Origin of the sequence: Amycolatopsis rubida, assembly GCF_900115345.1 — a bacterium.
In the GTDB taxonomy this organism is placed as follows: Bacteria; Actinomycetota; Actinomycetes; order Mycobacteriales; family Pseudonocardiaceae; genus Amycolatopsis; species Amycolatopsis rubida.
Map to the genome: position 1 here is coordinate 1,549,462 of NZ_FOWC01000001.1, position 15,937 is coordinate 1,565,398.

The 15,937-nt window shown below is 68.8% G+C and carries 16 protein-coding genes, 1 pseudogene and 1 riboswitch; of the genes and pseudogenes, 11 read left to right on the forward strand and 6 right to left on the reverse strand.

All coding sequences use genetic code 11. The features are described from left to right. Positions 1–8 precede the first annotated feature (8 nt). The gene (locus BM362_RS07630; RefSeq protein ID WP_167545221.1) at positions 9–947 is read right to left on the reverse strand and encodes a helix-turn-helix domain-containing protein; all 939 of its coding nucleotides are present in this window, start codon (positions 945–947) and stop codon (positions 9–11) included. Positions 948–1,017: 70 nt separating this feature from the next. Between BM362_RS07630 and BM362_RS07635 the strand changes: the two genes are divergently transcribed. From BM362_RS07635 to BM362_RS07665, 7 genes and pseudogenes are all read left to right on the forward strand, one after another. After that, entirely contained in the window at positions 1,018–1,470 is a 453-nt protein-coding gene (locus BM362_RS07635; protein WP_067576903.1) for a DUF3180 domain-containing protein, read from the forward strand. A gap of 69 nt (positions 1,471–1,539) precedes the next feature. Continuing rightward, positions 1,540–3,432: a DUF6779 domain-containing protein gene (locus tag BM362_RS07640; RefSeq protein WP_067576901.1), complete on the forward strand. Its 1,893-nt coding sequence runs from the start codon at positions 1,540–1,542 to the stop codon at positions 3,430–3,432. A gap of 460 nt (positions 3,433–3,892) precedes the next feature. Next, positions 3,893–4,999: a PrsW family intramembrane metalloprotease gene (locus BM362_RS07645; protein WP_067578033.1), complete on the forward strand. Its 1,107-nt coding sequence runs from the start codon at positions 3,893–3,895 to the stop codon at positions 4,997–4,999. Positions 5,000–5,252: 253 nt separating this feature from the next. Next, a pseudogene (locus BM362_RS07650) lies at positions 5,253–6,161 on the forward strand (Rossmann-like and DUF2520 domain-containing protein); the annotation flags it as partial. Further along, positions 6,158–7,066 carry a pantoate--beta-alanine ligase gene (gene panC / locus BM362_RS07655; protein WP_093572557.1) on the forward strand — a complete coding sequence of 303 codons (909 nt, stop codon included), beginning with the start codon at positions 6,158–6,160 and terminating at the stop codon, positions 7,064–7,066. The pseudogene BM362_RS07650 and the gene panC, both read left to right, overlap by 4 nt. 12 nt (positions 7,067–7,078) lie before the next feature. Continuing rightward, entirely contained in the window at positions 7,079–7,573 is a 495-nt protein-coding gene (panD, locus tag BM362_RS07660) for an aspartate 1-decarboxylase (RefSeq protein WP_067576895.1), read from the forward strand. Between the two features lie 43 nt (positions 7,574–7,616). Next, positions 7,617–8,390: a type III pantothenate kinase gene (locus tag BM362_RS07665; RefSeq protein WP_093572558.1), complete on the forward strand. Its 774-nt coding sequence runs from the start codon at positions 7,617–7,619 to the stop codon at positions 8,388–8,390. Here BM362_RS07665 and BM362_RS07670 read toward each other — a convergent pair. Next, positions 8,387–9,121, reverse strand: a complete 735-nt coding sequence (locus BM362_RS07670) for an SDR family oxidoreductase (protein WP_093572559.1) — start codon at positions 9,119–9,121, stop codon at positions 8,387–8,389. The two genes, BM362_RS07665 and BM362_RS07670, sit on opposite strands and share 4 nt — an antisense overlap. A 130-nt stretch (positions 9,122–9,251) precedes the next feature. Between BM362_RS07670 and BM362_RS07675 the strand changes: the two genes are divergently transcribed. Next, complete coding sequence (locus BM362_RS07675; protein WP_093572560.1) at positions 9,252–10,106, forward strand: sigma-70 family RNA polymerase sigma factor; 855 nt, start codon at positions 9,252–9,254, stop codon at positions 10,104–10,106. Positions 10,107–10,109: 3 nt separating this feature from the next. Here the strand turns inward: BM362_RS07675 and BM362_RS07680 are convergent, their stop codons facing one another. Both BM362_RS07680 and BM362_RS07685 read right to left on the reverse strand, forming a co-directional pair. Then, a complete protein-coding gene (locus tag BM362_RS07680) occupies positions 10,110–10,424 on the reverse strand; it encodes a DMT family transporter (protein WP_067576886.1) in 315 nt (104 codons plus the stop codon). A gap of 33 nt (positions 10,425–10,457) precedes the next feature. After that, a riboswitch (guanidine-III (ykkC-III) riboswitch) is annotated at positions 10,458–10,520 on the reverse strand. A 49-nt stretch (positions 10,521–10,569) separates the two neighbouring features. Beyond that, positions 10,570–11,334: a class I SAM-dependent methyltransferase gene (locus tag BM362_RS07685; RefSeq protein ID WP_067576885.1), complete on the reverse strand. Its 765-nt coding sequence runs from the start codon at positions 11,332–11,334 to the stop codon at positions 10,570–10,572. Positions 11,335–11,416: 82 nt separating this feature from the next. Between BM362_RS07685 and lysS the strand changes: the two genes are divergently transcribed. Then, positions 11,417–12,925: a lysine--tRNA ligase gene (lysS, locus tag BM362_RS07690; protein ID WP_093572561.1), complete on the forward strand. Its 1,509-nt coding sequence runs from the start codon at positions 11,417–11,419 to the stop codon at positions 12,923–12,925. 162 nt (positions 12,926–13,087) lie between these two features. Beyond that, entirely contained in the window at positions 13,088–13,441 is a 354-nt protein-coding gene (locus tag BM362_RS07695; RefSeq protein WP_009084272.1) for a histone-like nucleoid-structuring protein Lsr2, read from the forward strand. Positions 13,442–13,580: 139 nt separating this feature from the next. On the opposite strand, the gene BM362_RS07700 is transcribed toward BM362_RS07695, so the two are convergent. After that, entirely contained in the window at positions 13,581–14,408 is an 828-nt protein-coding gene (locus tag BM362_RS07700) for a helix-turn-helix domain-containing protein (protein WP_067576883.1), read from the reverse strand. A gap of 67 nt (positions 14,409–14,475) precedes the next feature. Here BM362_RS07700 and BM362_RS07705 point away from each other — a divergent pair, with 67 nt between their 5' ends. After that, entirely contained in the window at positions 14,476–15,045 is a 570-nt protein-coding gene (locus BM362_RS07705; protein WP_093572563.1) for a TIGR03086 family metal-binding protein, read from the forward strand. A gap of 18 nt (positions 15,046–15,063) precedes the next feature. Here the strand turns inward: BM362_RS07705 and BM362_RS07710 are convergent, their stop codons facing one another. Next, positions 15,064–15,879 carry a (2Fe-2S)-binding protein gene (locus BM362_RS07710; RefSeq protein WP_067576881.1) on the reverse strand — a complete coding sequence of 272 codons (816 nt, stop codon included), beginning with the start codon at positions 15,877–15,879 and terminating at the stop codon, positions 15,064–15,066. Positions 15,880–15,937 lie beyond the last annotated feature (58 nt).

The following is a 15,937-nucleotide window of genomic DNA, read 5'->3' on the forward strand; positions in this document are numbered from 1 at the left end:
ATCACCACTCACGACGCCCGCAATGCCGCCAGCAGGAACCGCACCTCTTCCTGGCGGCTCGGAATCGCGGGCCACCCGTTGATCGTCGCGAGCAGCTGCCAGTACCGCTCGGCGCGCGGATCCGCGCCGACGGCGATTCCGTCGGCCATCTGGTCGCGGACCGCCGGATCGGCCGGGTCCTGGTCCGGCCGGGCCGAGGCGATCACGATCGCGTCCGCCAGCGCCCGTCCGGCCGGGGAGTCCGGCGCGTGGCCCGCGTCGAGCGCGGACCGGGCGTCAGTCATCCAGGCAGCCCAGTTTTCCTGTTGAGCCTTCGACGGCTGCTCGTACTCGCCCGCTTCCCGCGCGGTCGAATGCCGCTCGCTCATCGTGCGGATGGACTGCCGGAAGCCCGGGTCCTGGACGAGTTCGGCGAACTCGATCCAGGCCTCCAGCTGTTCCGGCGTCGGATCATCCGGAAGATCCGGTTTCGCCGACTGCATTCGCGCGTAGAACGCGGGATCGACATCGAGTCCTTCCATCATTTCGGCCCAGAACTCGTCCACCAAACGGCGGCGTTGCTCGTCTGGCATTTGGGCGATGCGATTCATCAGTTTCACTTCCTCCAGCTCGGAATCCCGTTTCAGCACCGCGCGCAATACCGCGCGGCGCAGCCGCAACCGCCGGATCTGCTCGTCGAGCGCGTCGACGTGGCTCGTCGCCAGGTCGCGCACCGTCGTCTCGCGCGCCAGTGCGCGGGACACGTCGGGCAGGCCGATGCCCAGCTCGCGCAGCGTCCGCACCAGCTCCAGCCGGGCGAGCGCGTGCGCGTCGTACAGCCGGTAGCCGGCACCGGTCCGCTGCGTGGGCGGGAGCAGGCCCTCGTCGGAGTAGAACCGGATGGTCTTCACCGGCAGCCCGGTGCGCCGGGACAGTTCGCCGATCGTGAAGACCGTGGTGGCAGGCATGTCAGGCATCGTGGAGTCTCCAGTCGCTGGAGAGTCAAGCCTGCCAGAACGGGCTCGGTACGGTGGGGTCATGCACTTCACGCGGTCCCGGGACCTGGTCGTGGCCGCGGTCCTCGGCCTCGCCGTGGTCTACGTGCTGTTCCAGGCCGCTTACGGCGATCTGCCGCAGCTGCCGTTGCTCGCCGGGGTGACCTTCGCGGTGCTCGCGATCGCCGAGGCGGGTTTGGCTCTCTCGATCCGGTCGCGGATCAAGTCGGGCCGGGTGCACGGCGACGCGGTCGGGATCGCGAGGGCGGTGGCGCTGGCGAAAGCGTCTTCGCTGGCCGGGGCGTTCCTCGGCGGCGGCTGGCTGGCCGCGTTCGTTTACGTTTTCCCGCGACGTGACGAACTCGTCGCGGCGGTCTCCGACAGCAGGTCGGCGGTCGTCGGAGCGGTGTCGTCGGCGCTGCTGGTAGCTGCCGGTTTGTGGCTCGAGCACTGCTGCCGGACGCCGCCGGAGGAGCGTAGGGGAACGACCGGTTAACGCTTCGATGCCGCCGCTCGAAGTACCGACTAGGTCTCATTCGGATCACCGGAAGGTACGGTGTCAGGCATGACTGGCGTGGGTGACGACTCGCATGGCCGCCGCCCTGGCAGGCCGTGGCTTGTCGTCGGATTGCTCCTCGCCGTCGGCGCCACCCTCGCATTGGTGCTCAGCGACGACCTCCGGTACCTCCGGCTCGGCATCGTCGCGGCGCTCTGGGCTGCCCTGATCGGCGCCTTCCTGGCTGTCCGGGCCCGCAAGAACGCGGTGCACAGCGAGGACGCGGTCGCCGAGGCGCAGGCGGTATACGAACTCGAGCTGGAACGCGAGATCGCGGCCCGGCGGGAGTACGAACTCGAACTCGAGACGGAAACGCGCGAGGCCGCGCAGGCGCAATCGCGCGAAGAACTGGATGCGCTGCGTGCCGAAGTGGCTGCGCTCCGCGAGAGCCTGCAATCGCTGTTCGGCGGCGAGGTGCTGCTCGAACGCGTCGCGCTCACCGCGCAGGCGACCCGGATGCGCGCGCTGAACGACGAGCAGCGGCTCGTTTCGGCCGGTTCGGAAACCCAGAACGGCAATGGCAAGAAACCGGCTCAGTTGCTCGCTCCGCAGAAGCCGGTGGTCGACGTTCCGGAGCGCCCGACCGAATTCATGGACCGGGTGCTCGACGCGGCTCCCGCCGAGCGTCGCCGGACGCCTGCGAACGGGACCGCGAAGACCAACGGCGCCAACGGGACTTCCGGCGCGAACGGCTCGATCAGCGCTGGGTTGAACGGTTCCGGACCGAATGGCGGCCGTTCGACTCAGCTGCGCACTCAGCAGATGCCGCGCCTCAAGCCGAAGCGTCCGGAACCGCCTGCCGAGCCGGAGCCGTTCGAGGACGAGGTCGAAGCGGACAGCCCCGCTCCGCGCGGTGGTCGCGACCCTCGGGTCAACCTGGCGGAGGCGTTCGTGCCCCGCGGCGACTCGGGACCGCATGAGGGGCGGGCCAGTGTGGCGGATGCTTTCGCTGCGCGTGAGCCGCGGAACGGGGCACCGGAACCGCATGCTGGACGGCCCGTCCGCGGTGGTGCGCCGGAGCCGCAGGCCGAGCGTGGGCCTCGCGGGGCTGCGCCGAAGCCGCGCGGTGATCGGGCACCGGAGCCGTATGAAGCTGAGCGCCGTTCGGCGGGTGACTCTGGGTCGCACGTCATTCCGGAGCCGTTTGAGCAGGACAGTGCCCGGGTGCGCAATGTGACTGAGCCGTTGCCTCGTGAGGCTGAGCGGGTTCGGGAGCCTCGTGGTCCGGTCAGCCGGAACAAGCCGTCTCCGCGGGCCGCTCGGCCGCGGAACGACGTGCCGGAGCCGCCTCGGCGGCCCGAAGCGCAGCCGACTCGGACTGTCGCGCCGGTGAACAAACCGGAGCCGGTCAAGGAGGAGCGGCCGGTGCCTCGGCTGGCGGCGCGGCCCGCTCCTCAGCGGGCGGAGGAGCGGCCGGAACCTGACGAGCAGACTGCGGTTTCCCGGCCTGCTGAACCGGCTAGGCATGCCGAACCGGCCCCGAAGAAGGCGGAGAAACCGGTGCCGGAGAAGGAAACCGCGGTTGAGTCGCGGACTCGGGCTCCCTCTCGGCTGGAGCAGTTCTCTCGGTCGGATTTGTCGCCGTTGGCGGAGGACACCCCTACTGGGCGGCATGGTGCTCCTGGGGCCGATGCGGTTAATCCGACATTGCCGGAGTCGGTTCGCAGTTCGGCGAGCAGCGGGACTGGGGGGCGGCGTCGGCGGCCTGAGGCGGAGGCCGCTCCGGCTTCGTCTGGCGGGCGGAGGAGGCGGCCGGAGGGCGAACCGCCTGCTTGGGAGGCTCCTGCTGAAGAGGCGGCCTCGGCTGGACATCACGCGTCTGGACGGTCGGTGACTGAATTGCTCGCGGCTAACGGGAAGACCGAGGGGAGTCCTCGGCGGCGGCGTCGGGCGGAGGATTGATCGGCTCGACGCCTGGCGGCGACATTGCGCCCCGGTGGGTGCGTGGGCACCCCGAAGTTGAGTGCGACGACGGATGGCGGGTGCTTGTCAAGGTGGGAAAGATGCCTTGACAAGCACCCGCCATCCGCGTTTTGGCTTCGTATCGGGGAGCGGGGGGTGTGGCTGCCTGGTGGGTTTGGGTGCGCTGGCCGCGGTTGAGTGGGGCGCATCCGGCGGCAGCGGGCAGCGGTGGGGCGCGGGGTCGTGAGGGGAACCCTCAGGGAATCAGAGTTCGTGAGGGTGGGCCCTCACGAACTTCTGGGGGGAGGAGGGGCACAGGGCGTCGCGCGGAGGGCTGAACCCGGTGCGTCCAACCGGCGTCCCTTGGGGGGCCTGCGTATGGTGACCGCTCGTGAACGGCACCCTTTCTGCCACGCCGCGGGGTTCTGCGTCCACGGGCTCTCGTTCGCGGCACATCACCGTGCTCCTTCCGGTGCTCGGGTTGATCGTCGTGGCGTTGTGCGGGCTCTTTCTCTTCGGGCTCGCGACCGCGCGCGTTGGGTGGCTGGCGGTCGCGATCGGGGTGGTCGCCGCGTTGGTGCCGGTCGGCGTGGTGGTCGCTGGGTTGCTCTGGGTTGATCGGTGGGAACCGGAGCCGGCGAAGCTGCTCTTGATCGCTTTCGCTTGGGGCGCTTGCATCGCCACCGTCACCGCGCTGCTGATCAACACTGGGGCCGAGGCGTTCGGTGACCTGCTTCTCGGCGGCGGCAATGGCAGTAAGGTCAGTGCGCTCGTCTCCGCGCCGCTGGTCGAGGAGGCCGCGAAGGGCGTTTTTGTCCTGTTGATCTTCTGGCGGCGCAACGAGGAGTTCGACGGGATCGTCGACGGCGTCGTCTACGCGGGCTTCGCGGCCGCTGGGTTCGCCTTCACCGAGAACATCTATTACTTCGGCCGCGCCTTCGCTGACCACGGCTTCGGCAACGGCACCAGCTCCGGCGTGCTTGCCGCTTTCTTCGTGCGTGGCGTGCTTTCGCCGTTCACGCATCCGCTGTTCACCGCTATGACCGGAATCGGGCTCGGGATCGCGGCGCGGTACGCACAGCGGTGGATTCGGATCCTCGCGCCGCTGGCCGGGTATCTGGCCGGGGTGTTCCTGCACGCGCTTTGGAACGCGGCGGCCACGCTCAACGGCGGAAAGTCCTTCCTCACCTTGTACTTCCTGGTGATTTTGCCGCTGCTGATCGCCGCGATCTACGTGATCGTGTTGCAGCGACGGCGAGAACAGCGGATCGTCGCCGCTGCGTTGCCGAAGATGGCGGCCGCGCGGTGGATCGCGCCGTCGGAGATCGAGTTGCTCGCCAGTTTGCCTAGGCGGCGGCAATGGCGGAAGCAGGCGCGCAAGCAGTCCGGGCCGGCGGCCGCGCGGGCGGTGGGCCGGTATCAGACGAGCGTGACCGAGCTCGCATTCCTGCGGCGTACGCGGTTGCGCACCGAGCAGGACCGGCAGCGGCAGGAAGAGTTGCTGCAGGCACTGCGGGACGCGCGCGCGGATGCCGTGCGATTGGCGAACAACCGCGACAGTCGGTGAACATTCCCCGTCCGGGGTAGCTCGACCGTGCCAAAAGTGGCGTTCCGCCGGGGGATTCGCGGACACGGTGACCGGGAGAAGCCGAACGCCAATAAGGTACGGGCGCGATGGGACGCCCCGGGTGAAGCTGGTCACCCGGGCACCTCGATCCGGCTGGGGCGGGGCTACTCTCGCGCCGTCGTCTGGTACCCGCGACGAAAGAGCGGGACTGGAACGAACATGAGGAGTTTCGAGCCATGAGCGTCCACAGGCGCACGCCATGAACCGACCGGCCCGCCTTGCCGTGGGCGTCGTTTCCGCCGGCCGGGTGGGCAGTGTCCTCGGTGCGGCATTGGCCAGGGCAGGCCACACCGTAGTCGCCGCTTCGGGGCTGTCCGCGGCTTCGCTGAACCGCGCGGAACGGTTGCTGCCGGATGTCCCCTTGCTGCCGCCCGACGAGGTCGTGCGGAGAGCTGATCTCGTCTTGCTCGCGTTGCCGGACGACGCGCTCGCCGGCACCGTCCGTGGCCTGGTCGCTACGAATTCGGTACGGGCGGGCCAGATTGTGGTGCACACCTCGGGTGCGCACGGCATCGACGTGCTGGCCCCGGTCGCGGAGGCCGGTGCGCTGCCGCTCGCGCTGCATCCGGTGCTCACCTTCACCGGCCGCGAGGAAGACCTGGAACGTCTTGTCGCGGCAAGCATCGGCGTCACCGCGGCACCGGAGGACGACGCGGCGTGGAACGTCGGGGAGGCGCTCGCCGTCGAGATGGGCGCCGAGCCGGTGCGAGTCCCCGAATCCGCGCGGGCGCTGTATCACGCGGCGCTGGCGCACGGTGCGAATCACCTGATGACGCTGGTCGCCGACTGCACCGAAACCTTGCGCGGGGCCGGAATCGAGCATCCGGAACGACTCGTCGCACCGCTGCTTTCGGCGGCATTGGACAATGTCCTTCGCCACGGGGACCGCGCCCTCACCGGACCGGTCCCGCGTGGTGATCTCGGCACCGTCCGCAAGCACCTCGACGTGCTCACGGACCGGGCGCCGCGGATCGTCCCGGCCTACCGGGCGCTGGCCCGGCGCACGGCCGAACGGTCTCGCGTCGCAGGCCTGCTCGATCCCGCGGCCGCGGCCGAACTGACCGATCTTCTCGCCGATCCCGCCGAAGGACAGACCCCGTGACGACACCGAAATTCCAGCGCGGAACGCTCAACACGTTCCAGCCGCCCGAGCACATCAGCAAGGTGAGCTGGGGCCTGCGCAGCGTTGGCCGGAAGGTCGCGCTCGTGCCCACTATGGGCGCGCTGCACGACGGCCACCGCGAGCTGCTGCGTCGCGCGAAGCGGCTGCCGAACACCGTCGTCGCCGCGTCGATCTTTGTGAACCCGTTGCAGTTCGGCGAGGGCGAGGACTTCGAGGCGTACCCGCGCCAGCTCGAAGCCGACTTGGCGACCTTGTCCGAAGCAGGCGTCGAACTGGCCTTCACGCCGAAGGCTTCGGACCTGTACGCGGACAACGCGATGGTCACCGTGAACCCCGGCCCGCTCGGCGACGAGCTTGAGGGGGCCGTCCGGCCCGGGCATTTCGCCGGGGTGCTGACGGTCGTCGCGAAGCTGTTCAATCTGCTGCGCCCGGATTACGCGTTCTTCGGGGAGAAGGACTACCAGCAGCTGGTGCTGATCAAGCGGATGGTGGCGGACCTCAACATCGGCACCCACGTCATCGGGGTGCCGACGGTCCGGGAGCGGGACGGCCTCGCGCTGTCCTCGCGCAACGTCTACCTGACGCCGGAACAACGGGAAGACGCCGTGGTGCTGTCGGCCGCCTTGTCGGCCGGGGCGCACGTCGGGCGGGACGGGGCGGAGGCCGTGCTGGACCTGGCGCGGAGGACGCTCGCGGCCCGTCCCCAGGTGGAAGTGGATTACCTGGAATTGAGGGGAACCGATTTGGGGCCGGCGCCCGTCGACGGAGAGGCGCGGTTGCTGGTCGCTGCCCGGGTGGGGAGTACCCGGCTGATCGACAACGCGGGAGTGCTGCTCGGAAAAGCCGTGGAACATCCGAGCGGGGATCCGGACGCAGGGGAATAGGGAGAGTCCACGATGTATCGCACGATGCTGAAATCGAAGATCCACCGGGCCACGGTGACCCAGGCCGACCTGCACTACGTGGGCTCGGTCACGGTCGACGAGGACCTGATGGAGGCCGCCGACCTGCTTGAGGGCGAGCAGGTGTCCATTGTGGATGTCACGAACGGCGCGCGGCTGGAAACCTATGTCATCACCGGCGAGCGCGGCAGCGGCGTGCTCGGCATCAACGGAGCCGCCGCGCATCTGGTGCACCCTGGCGACCTCGTCATCCTGATCGCCTACGGGCAGATGGACGACGCGGAGGCCCGCGGGTACCGGCCGCGAGTGATCTTCGTGGACGATTACAACCGGATCGTCGAGCGCGGGGACGACCCGGCGCACGCACCGGACGGATCGGGCCTGCTGAGCGGCACGGTCACGCTGCCCGAAGAGGACACGATGACCTTCCCGGTGGCCGAAACCGCGGACGCGCGCCGTCTCGACGCGTTGCTGCACGCCGAAAACTGACCTGTACCGGCGGCGGTCGCGAGCCGCAGTAAGGAAGACCTCGTTGCTGCTCACTGTCGACGTCGGCAACACCAATATCGTGCTCGGCCTCTACCAGGGTGCCGAATTGGCCGGTGACTGGCGGATGCGCACCGACGCGCGGATGACCGCGGACGAACTCGCGCTCACCGTGCGCGGGCTGCTCGGCCCGCACGCCGACGCGGTCACCGGAATCAGCGCGCTGTCCACGGTTCCCGCGGTGCTGCGGGAATTGCGGGTGATGCTCGGCCGCTATTACGCGCGGGTGCCGAAGGTCGTGGTCGAGCCCGGCGTGCGCACCGGCGTCGCGCTGCTGGTGGACAATCCGAAGGAAGTCGGCGCGGACCGGCTCGTGAACACCCTCGCCGCGCACCATTTGCACGCCACCGCGTGCGTGGTGGTCGATTTCGGCACGTCTACCAATGTCGACGCGATCTCGGCCCGGGGCGAATTCCTCGGCGGGGCGTTCGCCCCGGGCATCGAGATCTCGGTGGACGCGCTCGCCGCCCGCGCGGCCGCGCTGCGAAAGGTGGAACTCGTCCCGCCGCGTTCGGTGATCGGCAAGAACACCGTCGAATGCCTGCAGTCCGGCATTCTGTACGGGTTCGCGGGGCAGGTCGACGGACTCGTGCGACGGATCGTGCGCGAATTGCAGCACGACAGCTCAGAACCGGTCACGGTGATCGCCACCGGCGGGCTCGCCCCGCTGGTGCTGGGCGAATCCGAGACGATCAAGGAGCACGTGCCGGACCTGACGCTGCTCGGCCTGCGGCTGGTGTACGAACGGAATGTGCGTTAGCCGAACAGCTCGGCGAGGTAGTCCTCGAAAGTGCGGGTGCCGGTGTCCGCGTCGAGGTTGAGGTTGCCGTCCGCGCGATAGACCTTTCCGGCCGCGCCGGGAACGCGCATCGGCATTTTCAGCCGCCGCAGCCCGCGGGCCCGCACATATTTGTCGACCAGCTCGCCCATGCCGTACACCGTGGGCCCGGCCAGATCCCGCACCCGCCCGGCCGGGTCGCCGAGCGCCAGCCGGGCGATCCGCCCGGCCACTTCCCGGGCGTCGACCGGCTGGACATTGATCGCGGGCACCGGCACGATCGGCAGTTTCGCCGCTGCCCGCACGGCATTGAGGCAGAAGCCGTGGAACTGTGCCGCCCGCAGGGTGGTCGAGGGCACTTCCGAGGCGGCGACGAGCTTTTCGGCCTCGTGCTTGCGGCGGAAATAGCCGAGCGGCACCGCGTCCGCGGCGATTACCGAAATGAAAACCAGGTGGCAGGCTCCGGCGCGTTCGGCGGCACGGACCAGATTCGCCGTCGCCACGTCGTCGCCCTTCGGGCCGCCCGCCAGGTGCACGACCACGTCGGCGCCGTCGAGCGCGGGAGCGAGGCCTTCGCCAGTCATCAGGTCGCAAGCGAACCGGTCAGGACCGCTCGCGGTGCGGCTGAGGATGCGCACCTTCGCGTCGCCGAGGGCGGGAACGACCAGTTTGCCGAGGGTTCCGGTGCCACCGGTGACCACGATCGTCGTCATGACAATTCCTTCCGGGTAGAGTGCCGCTGGGTTTGGGCACTGGGGGTGTCCTGCTGGGAGGAACCCGCCCGTGACAGGAATGTGACAGCGCGGCCTTGGCTGCTCCGTTGAGGGCGGGAAGAGGTGACAGGTGGACGAGAAGAACCTGCTCGCGGCCCACTTCGAGGAACAGCGGCCGCGGCTGCGGGGAGTCGCCTACCGGATGCTCGGTTCGCTTGCCGAGGCTGACGACGCGGTCCAGGAAGCCTGGCTGCGCGTCGACAGCGCCGACATTTCCGAAGTGCGGAATCTGCCCGCCTGGCTCACCACAGTGGTGGCGCGGGTCTGCCTGAACCTGTTGCGCACGCGCGAACGCCGCCGAGAGGATTCGCTGGACGCGTTCCCGTTCGACCGCGGCGACGGCGGCGCGGATCTCGCCGAAGAAGCCCAGCTGGCCGATTCCGTCGGACTGGCGATGCTGGTGGTGCTCGACGTCCTCGGCCCGGCCGAGCGGATCGCGTTCGTGCTGCACGACATGTTCGCCGTGCCCTTCGAGGACATCGCGCAGATCCTGGACCGCGGTCCGGCGGCGGTCCGGCAGCTGGCCAGCCGGGCCCGCCGCCGGGTGCGTGGCGGAGAAGCCGGGCCGGCGGACGCGAGCAAGCGGCGCGGGGTCGTCGAGGCGTATCTGGCCGCGGCTCGCGAGGGAGACTTCGCGGGACTGTTGAAGGTGCTCGACCCAGACGTCGTGCTGCACTCGGACACCGGCGCGGCACCAGTGGTGCTACGCGGTGTCCGAGCGGTCAGCAAGGGCGCGCTGCTCGTTTCGGAAGCCGCGCGCAGCACGCAGGTCGCGGTGGTCGACGGCGTTCCCGGCCTGGTGCTCGCCCCGCGCGGCCGGCTTGCCGTGGTCCTCAAGTTCGCTTTCGACGGCGACCGGATTACCGGGATCGACGTGATTTCCGCGCCGGAGCGGCTGCGCGGGCTGGAGATCGCGCTCGGATGAAGATCAGTGGAACAGTTTCAGCCCGACGACCCCGGCGACAATCAGCACGAGACAGGTGATCCGGCCGACGGTGAGCGGATCGTTCATCGCGACGATCCCGTACACCGCGGTCCCCACCGCGCCGATGCCGACCCACACCGCGTATCCGGTGCCGAGCGGAATTTCGCGCAATGAATACGCGAGACCGGACATGCTGAGCAGCAGCGCGCCGCCGAACAGCACGCTCGGCCAGAGTTTGCTGAAGCCTTTCGAGGCACCGAGCGCCGCGGCCCACACGGTTTCGAGAAATCCGGAAACAACGAGAACGAGCCAAGCCATGATCAAGAACCTTTCGCAGTGACGGATGCGTTCACTGCGCCGTCTTGTCGTCACCGGGTACGACGCGCTCGTCCGGGGCGGGAGCACCGCCACTTCCGAAATTAGCACTCCGGTGCCGCGGCGAGGTGGTGATTTCGGTCGCCGCTCAGCCCCGCCGAGCCCGCAGAACCGTCGTGACCAGTGGATAGTCGAATTCGCCTGTTCCGGTCTCCGGAACAGATTCCAGGTACGCCCTGGCTTGCGCGAGCGTTCGCTCGCGGTCCTGCTCGGAAGCGACGAGCAGATGCGAATGCGTGGCCACGGTCGCCAGCAGCGAATCGATCGAGCGGCGGTGCGTGTGGGCGAACCGGTCCTGTTCGAACGGACCGAAGCCGTCCGCGCGCAGCGGTTGCTCCGAATCGGCGAACCCGCGGCTGATGCCGGTGCGGACCAGCCGGGCGAATTCGAGCACCCAGGGCACGGATTCGTCGTCGTGATTCCACAGCGCCACCACGGCCCCTCCCGGCCGCAGGACCCGGCGGATCTGCGCGAACGCCGGTGCCAAATCGAACCAGTGCAGGGCCTGTCCGACGAACACCGCGTCCACCGATTCGTCCGGCAGCGGGATGTCCTCGGCCTTGCCGGGCAGCGCGGGGACGTCCGGCAGCAGCCGGGACAGTTCGGCGAGCATGCCCGGATCGGGTTCCACCGCGGTCACCGAGCGGCCGAGGCTGGCCAGTCCCTCGGTGAGTTTTCCGGTGCCCGCCGCGAGGTCCAGCACGTCGCGTACCGGCCGGTTTGCTCCGGACATACCCCATTCGAGTGCTGCCAGCGGATAGTCCGGCCGGTGCCGGGCATAGGCGCTCGCCTCGTCGCCGAACGAAGAAGCCCGCCGGGCGCGCAGTTCCGCATCAGTGCTGGGATCGCTCACGAGTAACCACCCTAATACCGTGCGTGCCCCGGTAGGGGAATCCGGTTGACGCGGTTCACCAGCGGCTTCGTACTCTATGGCCATGACCGAATTCCCCGCGTCCGACGCACTGCCCGATGACGACCTGCCCGAACAGATGCGGGTGCGCCGGGACAAGCGCGACCGGATAATCGCGGAGGGCGCCGATCCTTACCCGGTAGAGGTTCCGCGTACGCACACTCTCGCGCGGATCCGTGCCGAACATTCCGGTCTCGAAGCCGACACCAGCACCGGCCAGTCGGTCGGCGTCACCGGTCGCGTCATGTTTCTCCGCAATACGGGCAAACTGTGTTTCGCCACTCTTCGTGAGGGCGACGGCACAGAACTGCAGGCGATGCTGAGTCTCGCGCAGGTCGGGCCCGAGTCGCTCGCCGCGTGGAAGTCCGATGTCGATCTCGGCGACCACGTATTCGTGCACGGCGAGGTGATCACCTCGAAGCGCGGCGAGCTTTCCGTGCTGGCCGACAGCTGGCAGATCGCGGCGAAGTCGCTGCGTCCGCTGCCGGTGGCGTTCAAGGAGCTGGCCGAGGAAACGCGAATCCGGCAGCGTTATGTCGATCTGATTATGCGGCCGAAGGCGCGCGACGTGGTGCGCACCCGCTCCGGCGTGATGCGCTCGCTGCGCGAGTCGTTCCACCGGCGGGGATTCACCGAGGTCGAGACGCCGATGCTGCAGACGCTGCACGGCGGCGCCGCGGCCCGGCCGTTCGTCACGCATTCCAATGCCTTCGACCTCGATCTGTTCCTGCGCATCGCGCCGGAGCTGTACCTCAAGCGCTGCGTGGTCGGCGGGATCGAGAAGGTTTTCGAGATCAACCGGAACTTCCGCAACGAGGGCAGCGACTCCTCGCACTCGCCGGAGTTCGCGATGCTGGAGTACTACGAGGCGTACGCCACTTACGACACGAATGCCGTGATGACCCGCGAACTCGTCCAGGAGGCCGCGGAGAACGTGCTCGGCACCCAGGTCGTCACTCTTGCCGACGGAACCGAGTACGACCTTTCCGGCGAATGGACGACACTCGGCATGTACGAGTCGCTCTCGGACGCACTCGGCGAGGAAGTGACGCCGGATACTCCGGCCGAAGCACTGCACAAGATCGCCGCGGCGCGCGAGATCGAGGTGGATCCCAAGCTAGCGCACGGCAAACTCGTCGAGGAACTGTGGGAACATCTCGTCGGCGACGGACTGCACGCCCCCACATTTGTCCGGGATTTCCCGCTTGAGACGTCTCCGCTCACCCGGCAGCACCGCAGCCGTGCGGGCGTGGCCGAGAAGTGGGACCTGTACGTGCGCGGATTCGAACTCGCCACCGGATACTCCGAGCTGGTGGATCCGGTCGTGGAACGGCAGCGGCTCACCGAACAGGCGCGGCTCGCCGCTGCCGGGGATAGCGAGGCGATGCGTCTCGACGAGGATTTCCTCCGTGCGCTCGAGTACGGAATGCCGCCGAGCGGCGGGGTCGGAATGGGGATCGACCGGCTGCTCATGGCTCTGACCGGCCTCGGTATCCGGGAGACGATCCTCTTCCCGCTCGTCCGGCCTGAATAGCTCGCCGCCCCGCCGCACGGTCGGATTTTCTCAATGCGGATTTGCCTACGGCGGGGCAAGCGGGTATTAATATGGGTGTCAAAGACTTCTGTAGCTCGGGGCTTGCCCCGAAACCAGATCATGTAGCCAGATCATTCGGGTAAGCCCCGCAGGAGGAATCAGATGGCACAGAAGGTGCTGGTCTCTCTGGTCGACGACCTCGACGGCAGTGAGGCGGAAGAGACCGTTGAGTTCGGTTTGGACGGTGTGAGCTACCAGATCGACCTGTCGGGCGAAAACGCCGAGGAGCTGCGCGACGCGCTCGCGCAGTATGTCGAGCACGCTCGCCGTGCGGGCGGCCGCAAGCGCGCGCCGCTGCGTCCGGTCGCCGGCGGCAAGTCCCCGGCCCGCCCGGCCGCGGTCGACCGCGAGCAGAACCAGGCGATTCGCGCGTGGGCCCGCAAGAACGGTTTCCAGGTTTCCGACCGCGGGCGCATCCCGTCGGAGGTCGTCGAGGCTTACCACAAGAAGAACTGACCGGGCATTTCCGGAACTCGCGGTTGCGGTCCTCCGGTTAGCGAACCGGGAGAACGCACCGTCGCGGAGACCGAGTCTTCGCAGACCGCACGCCAAACGGCCGCCGGGAACATTCCCGGCGGCCGTTTGGCGTTCCGCATTAGTTTTCCGGCTTTGCGCCGTCCGGCGTGCCCGACATCAGCCGGCGAGCGGAACGGGCGTACTCCGCGGGAGGGGCTCCGGTCACTGCGGCGAAATCGCGGATGAAGTGAGGTTGGTCGCTATAGCCCAGCCGAGTCGCCAGATCTGCGTAATCCGGCGGGGTCGGTGCGGCGAGCAACCGCGCGGCTTCGTTGAGGCGGTAAATCCGGATCGCCCACTTCGGCGTTGTTCCGACGTGCTCGGCGAACAACCGCTGCACTGCCCGGATGGTCAGGCCGAGTGCCGCCGCCAGTTCCGCGACCCTGGTGATCCCTGGATCCGCGGCGATTGTTTCCACCGCGTCGGCGGCTGCCCGGGTCGCGCGCGGAATGGGACGGCGGCGTGCGATCAGCAAGTTGTCGATTGCAGTGATCATTTCCGCGTCGGTCCGCGCATTCCGGATGGATTCGTCCGCGATCGCGGCGGCCGGTCCGAAGACCTCGGTCACCTCAGCCGAGCGATCGGCGAGCGTGCGCACCGGGGCGTCGAGGAACGGGCGAAAGCATCCGGGCCGGATCCTGGCCCCGATCCCGTGCACGCGTCCGCTGAGCCGGTGCGTGAAAAGCCGGTGCGCCGGACCGTAAACCCCGCGCGCGCCGGGGAAGAACGTCACGTGCACCGACAGATTCGGCAGCACGTGCTGTTCGTGGGTTTCGGTCAGGTCCCAGCGCAGGACCCAGTGGTGTTCCACGAAATCGCGCAGTTCCGGGGCGGGCGGGTACCGGGTCAGCGTGAACTTGGTGCGAGCCGTCCGCTCGTTCAGGATGCCGCTCGGGATCCGCCGCATGACTGAAAACAGTAGTGTGTCGCGTATTTTCAAGACGGCCGCCGCGCTCCGTGGTTGGCTCGGGCGCATGTCGAACCACTCCGGGCTGCTCGCGCCGGCCGCCGCCGAACTGCGGCGCGTCGCGGCGGCCGCCCCGTCGCTGACCGCGCCCACCGCATGCGCCGAATACGACGTTCGCGGCCTTCTCAACCACCTTCTCTACTGGGGCCCGTGGCTTGCCGCCGCGATCCGGCACGAGCCTTACGAACCGCCCGCGCCGAGCGAGGCCGAAGCGTCCCTCGTCGGGGATGACTGGCCGAAGGCATTGGAAGCGATGACCGACGACGTGCTCGCCGCGCTCGCTCCGCCGGAGGCGTGGACCGGCACCATCACCTTCGGCAGCTCCGAGCTGCCCGCCGCGGTCGTCGGGGACCTGGTGCTCGGCGAACTCGTCGTGCACGCCTGGGATCTCGCGCGAGCCAGCGGCACTGAGCTGAACTGCGCCGACGAAGCCGCCGAGGCGGTACTCGCGTTCGCGGCCGAGATGGGCGAGGGAGCCCGCGCTCGCGGTGTTTTCGGCCCGGCGGTCGCGGTGCCGAAAACCGCGCCGGTGCTGCATCGGGCGCTGGGCGCGACGGGTAGGGACCCGTACGCCTGAAATTTCACTCGATGGTGATCATCGGGGGCAGGTGCGCGGACAGCTTTCGCATTCCGCTTCACCGGGTAGGAGATAGGAGAAGCAACAGCTCTCCCGGCGTCGCTCCCAAACCCGGTGGCCCTCGTCGTTGACCGCCATCCGCAAGGTGGATGCCGAGGTCAGCGGACGGTACTGCGCGTCGAGCACCAGTGCGGCATCCGCGACGCCAGCGCCCTCGGCCTCGGCTGTCCCGCCTTGTCGGCCAACCCGCCACAGAGCGCCGTCCAGCGCGTCTGTGGCGGCCGCCCAGAGCATGCGGCGGCCGAGTCGGGTGCCGGGGGCGTAAGCGCGGACGAAGCGGGCAGCGTGGCCGACGAACTGCGCGCGCAGCACTGCGGCCAGCGCGCGCTCGTCGCGTACCACGGTGGCCTCCGGGCGGACGCTGCCTGGGTCGGTGGGCAGGCAGTAGAAGGTGTCGCTGAGCACGGCCATGCCCTCGGGATGTGGTCGGTCGGGGCCGAGGCCGAACGCGAGCTGCTCGGGCTTCAGCGACGGCACCCGGCGCTCGTGATGCAGCAGCAGCGCGCCCACATACGCGGGGACGTACAGGTACCAAGACATCACGTAGCTGGCCGCCGTGCGCGAGGGTGCCGCGCCGTGCTGGTCAAGGAGCCAGTCGGTCAGCCGGGACCGCCACTCGACGAACAGCTCGGGCCGTTCGAGGAGGTCAGCGCAGCGAAACCAGTCCTCGGGGGCGTCGCGGCGCAGCTCGTACCGGGCGCTGATGCGCAGCAGGGAGGACTTGAGACCGTCGTCGATCTCGCGGGCGTCGTCGCGCGAGCGCTGCGGGTTCATCGGTCCACCCCCGTTCTTCGTACATTAGGTGTGCCTAACCTTACATACGGTGCCGGAT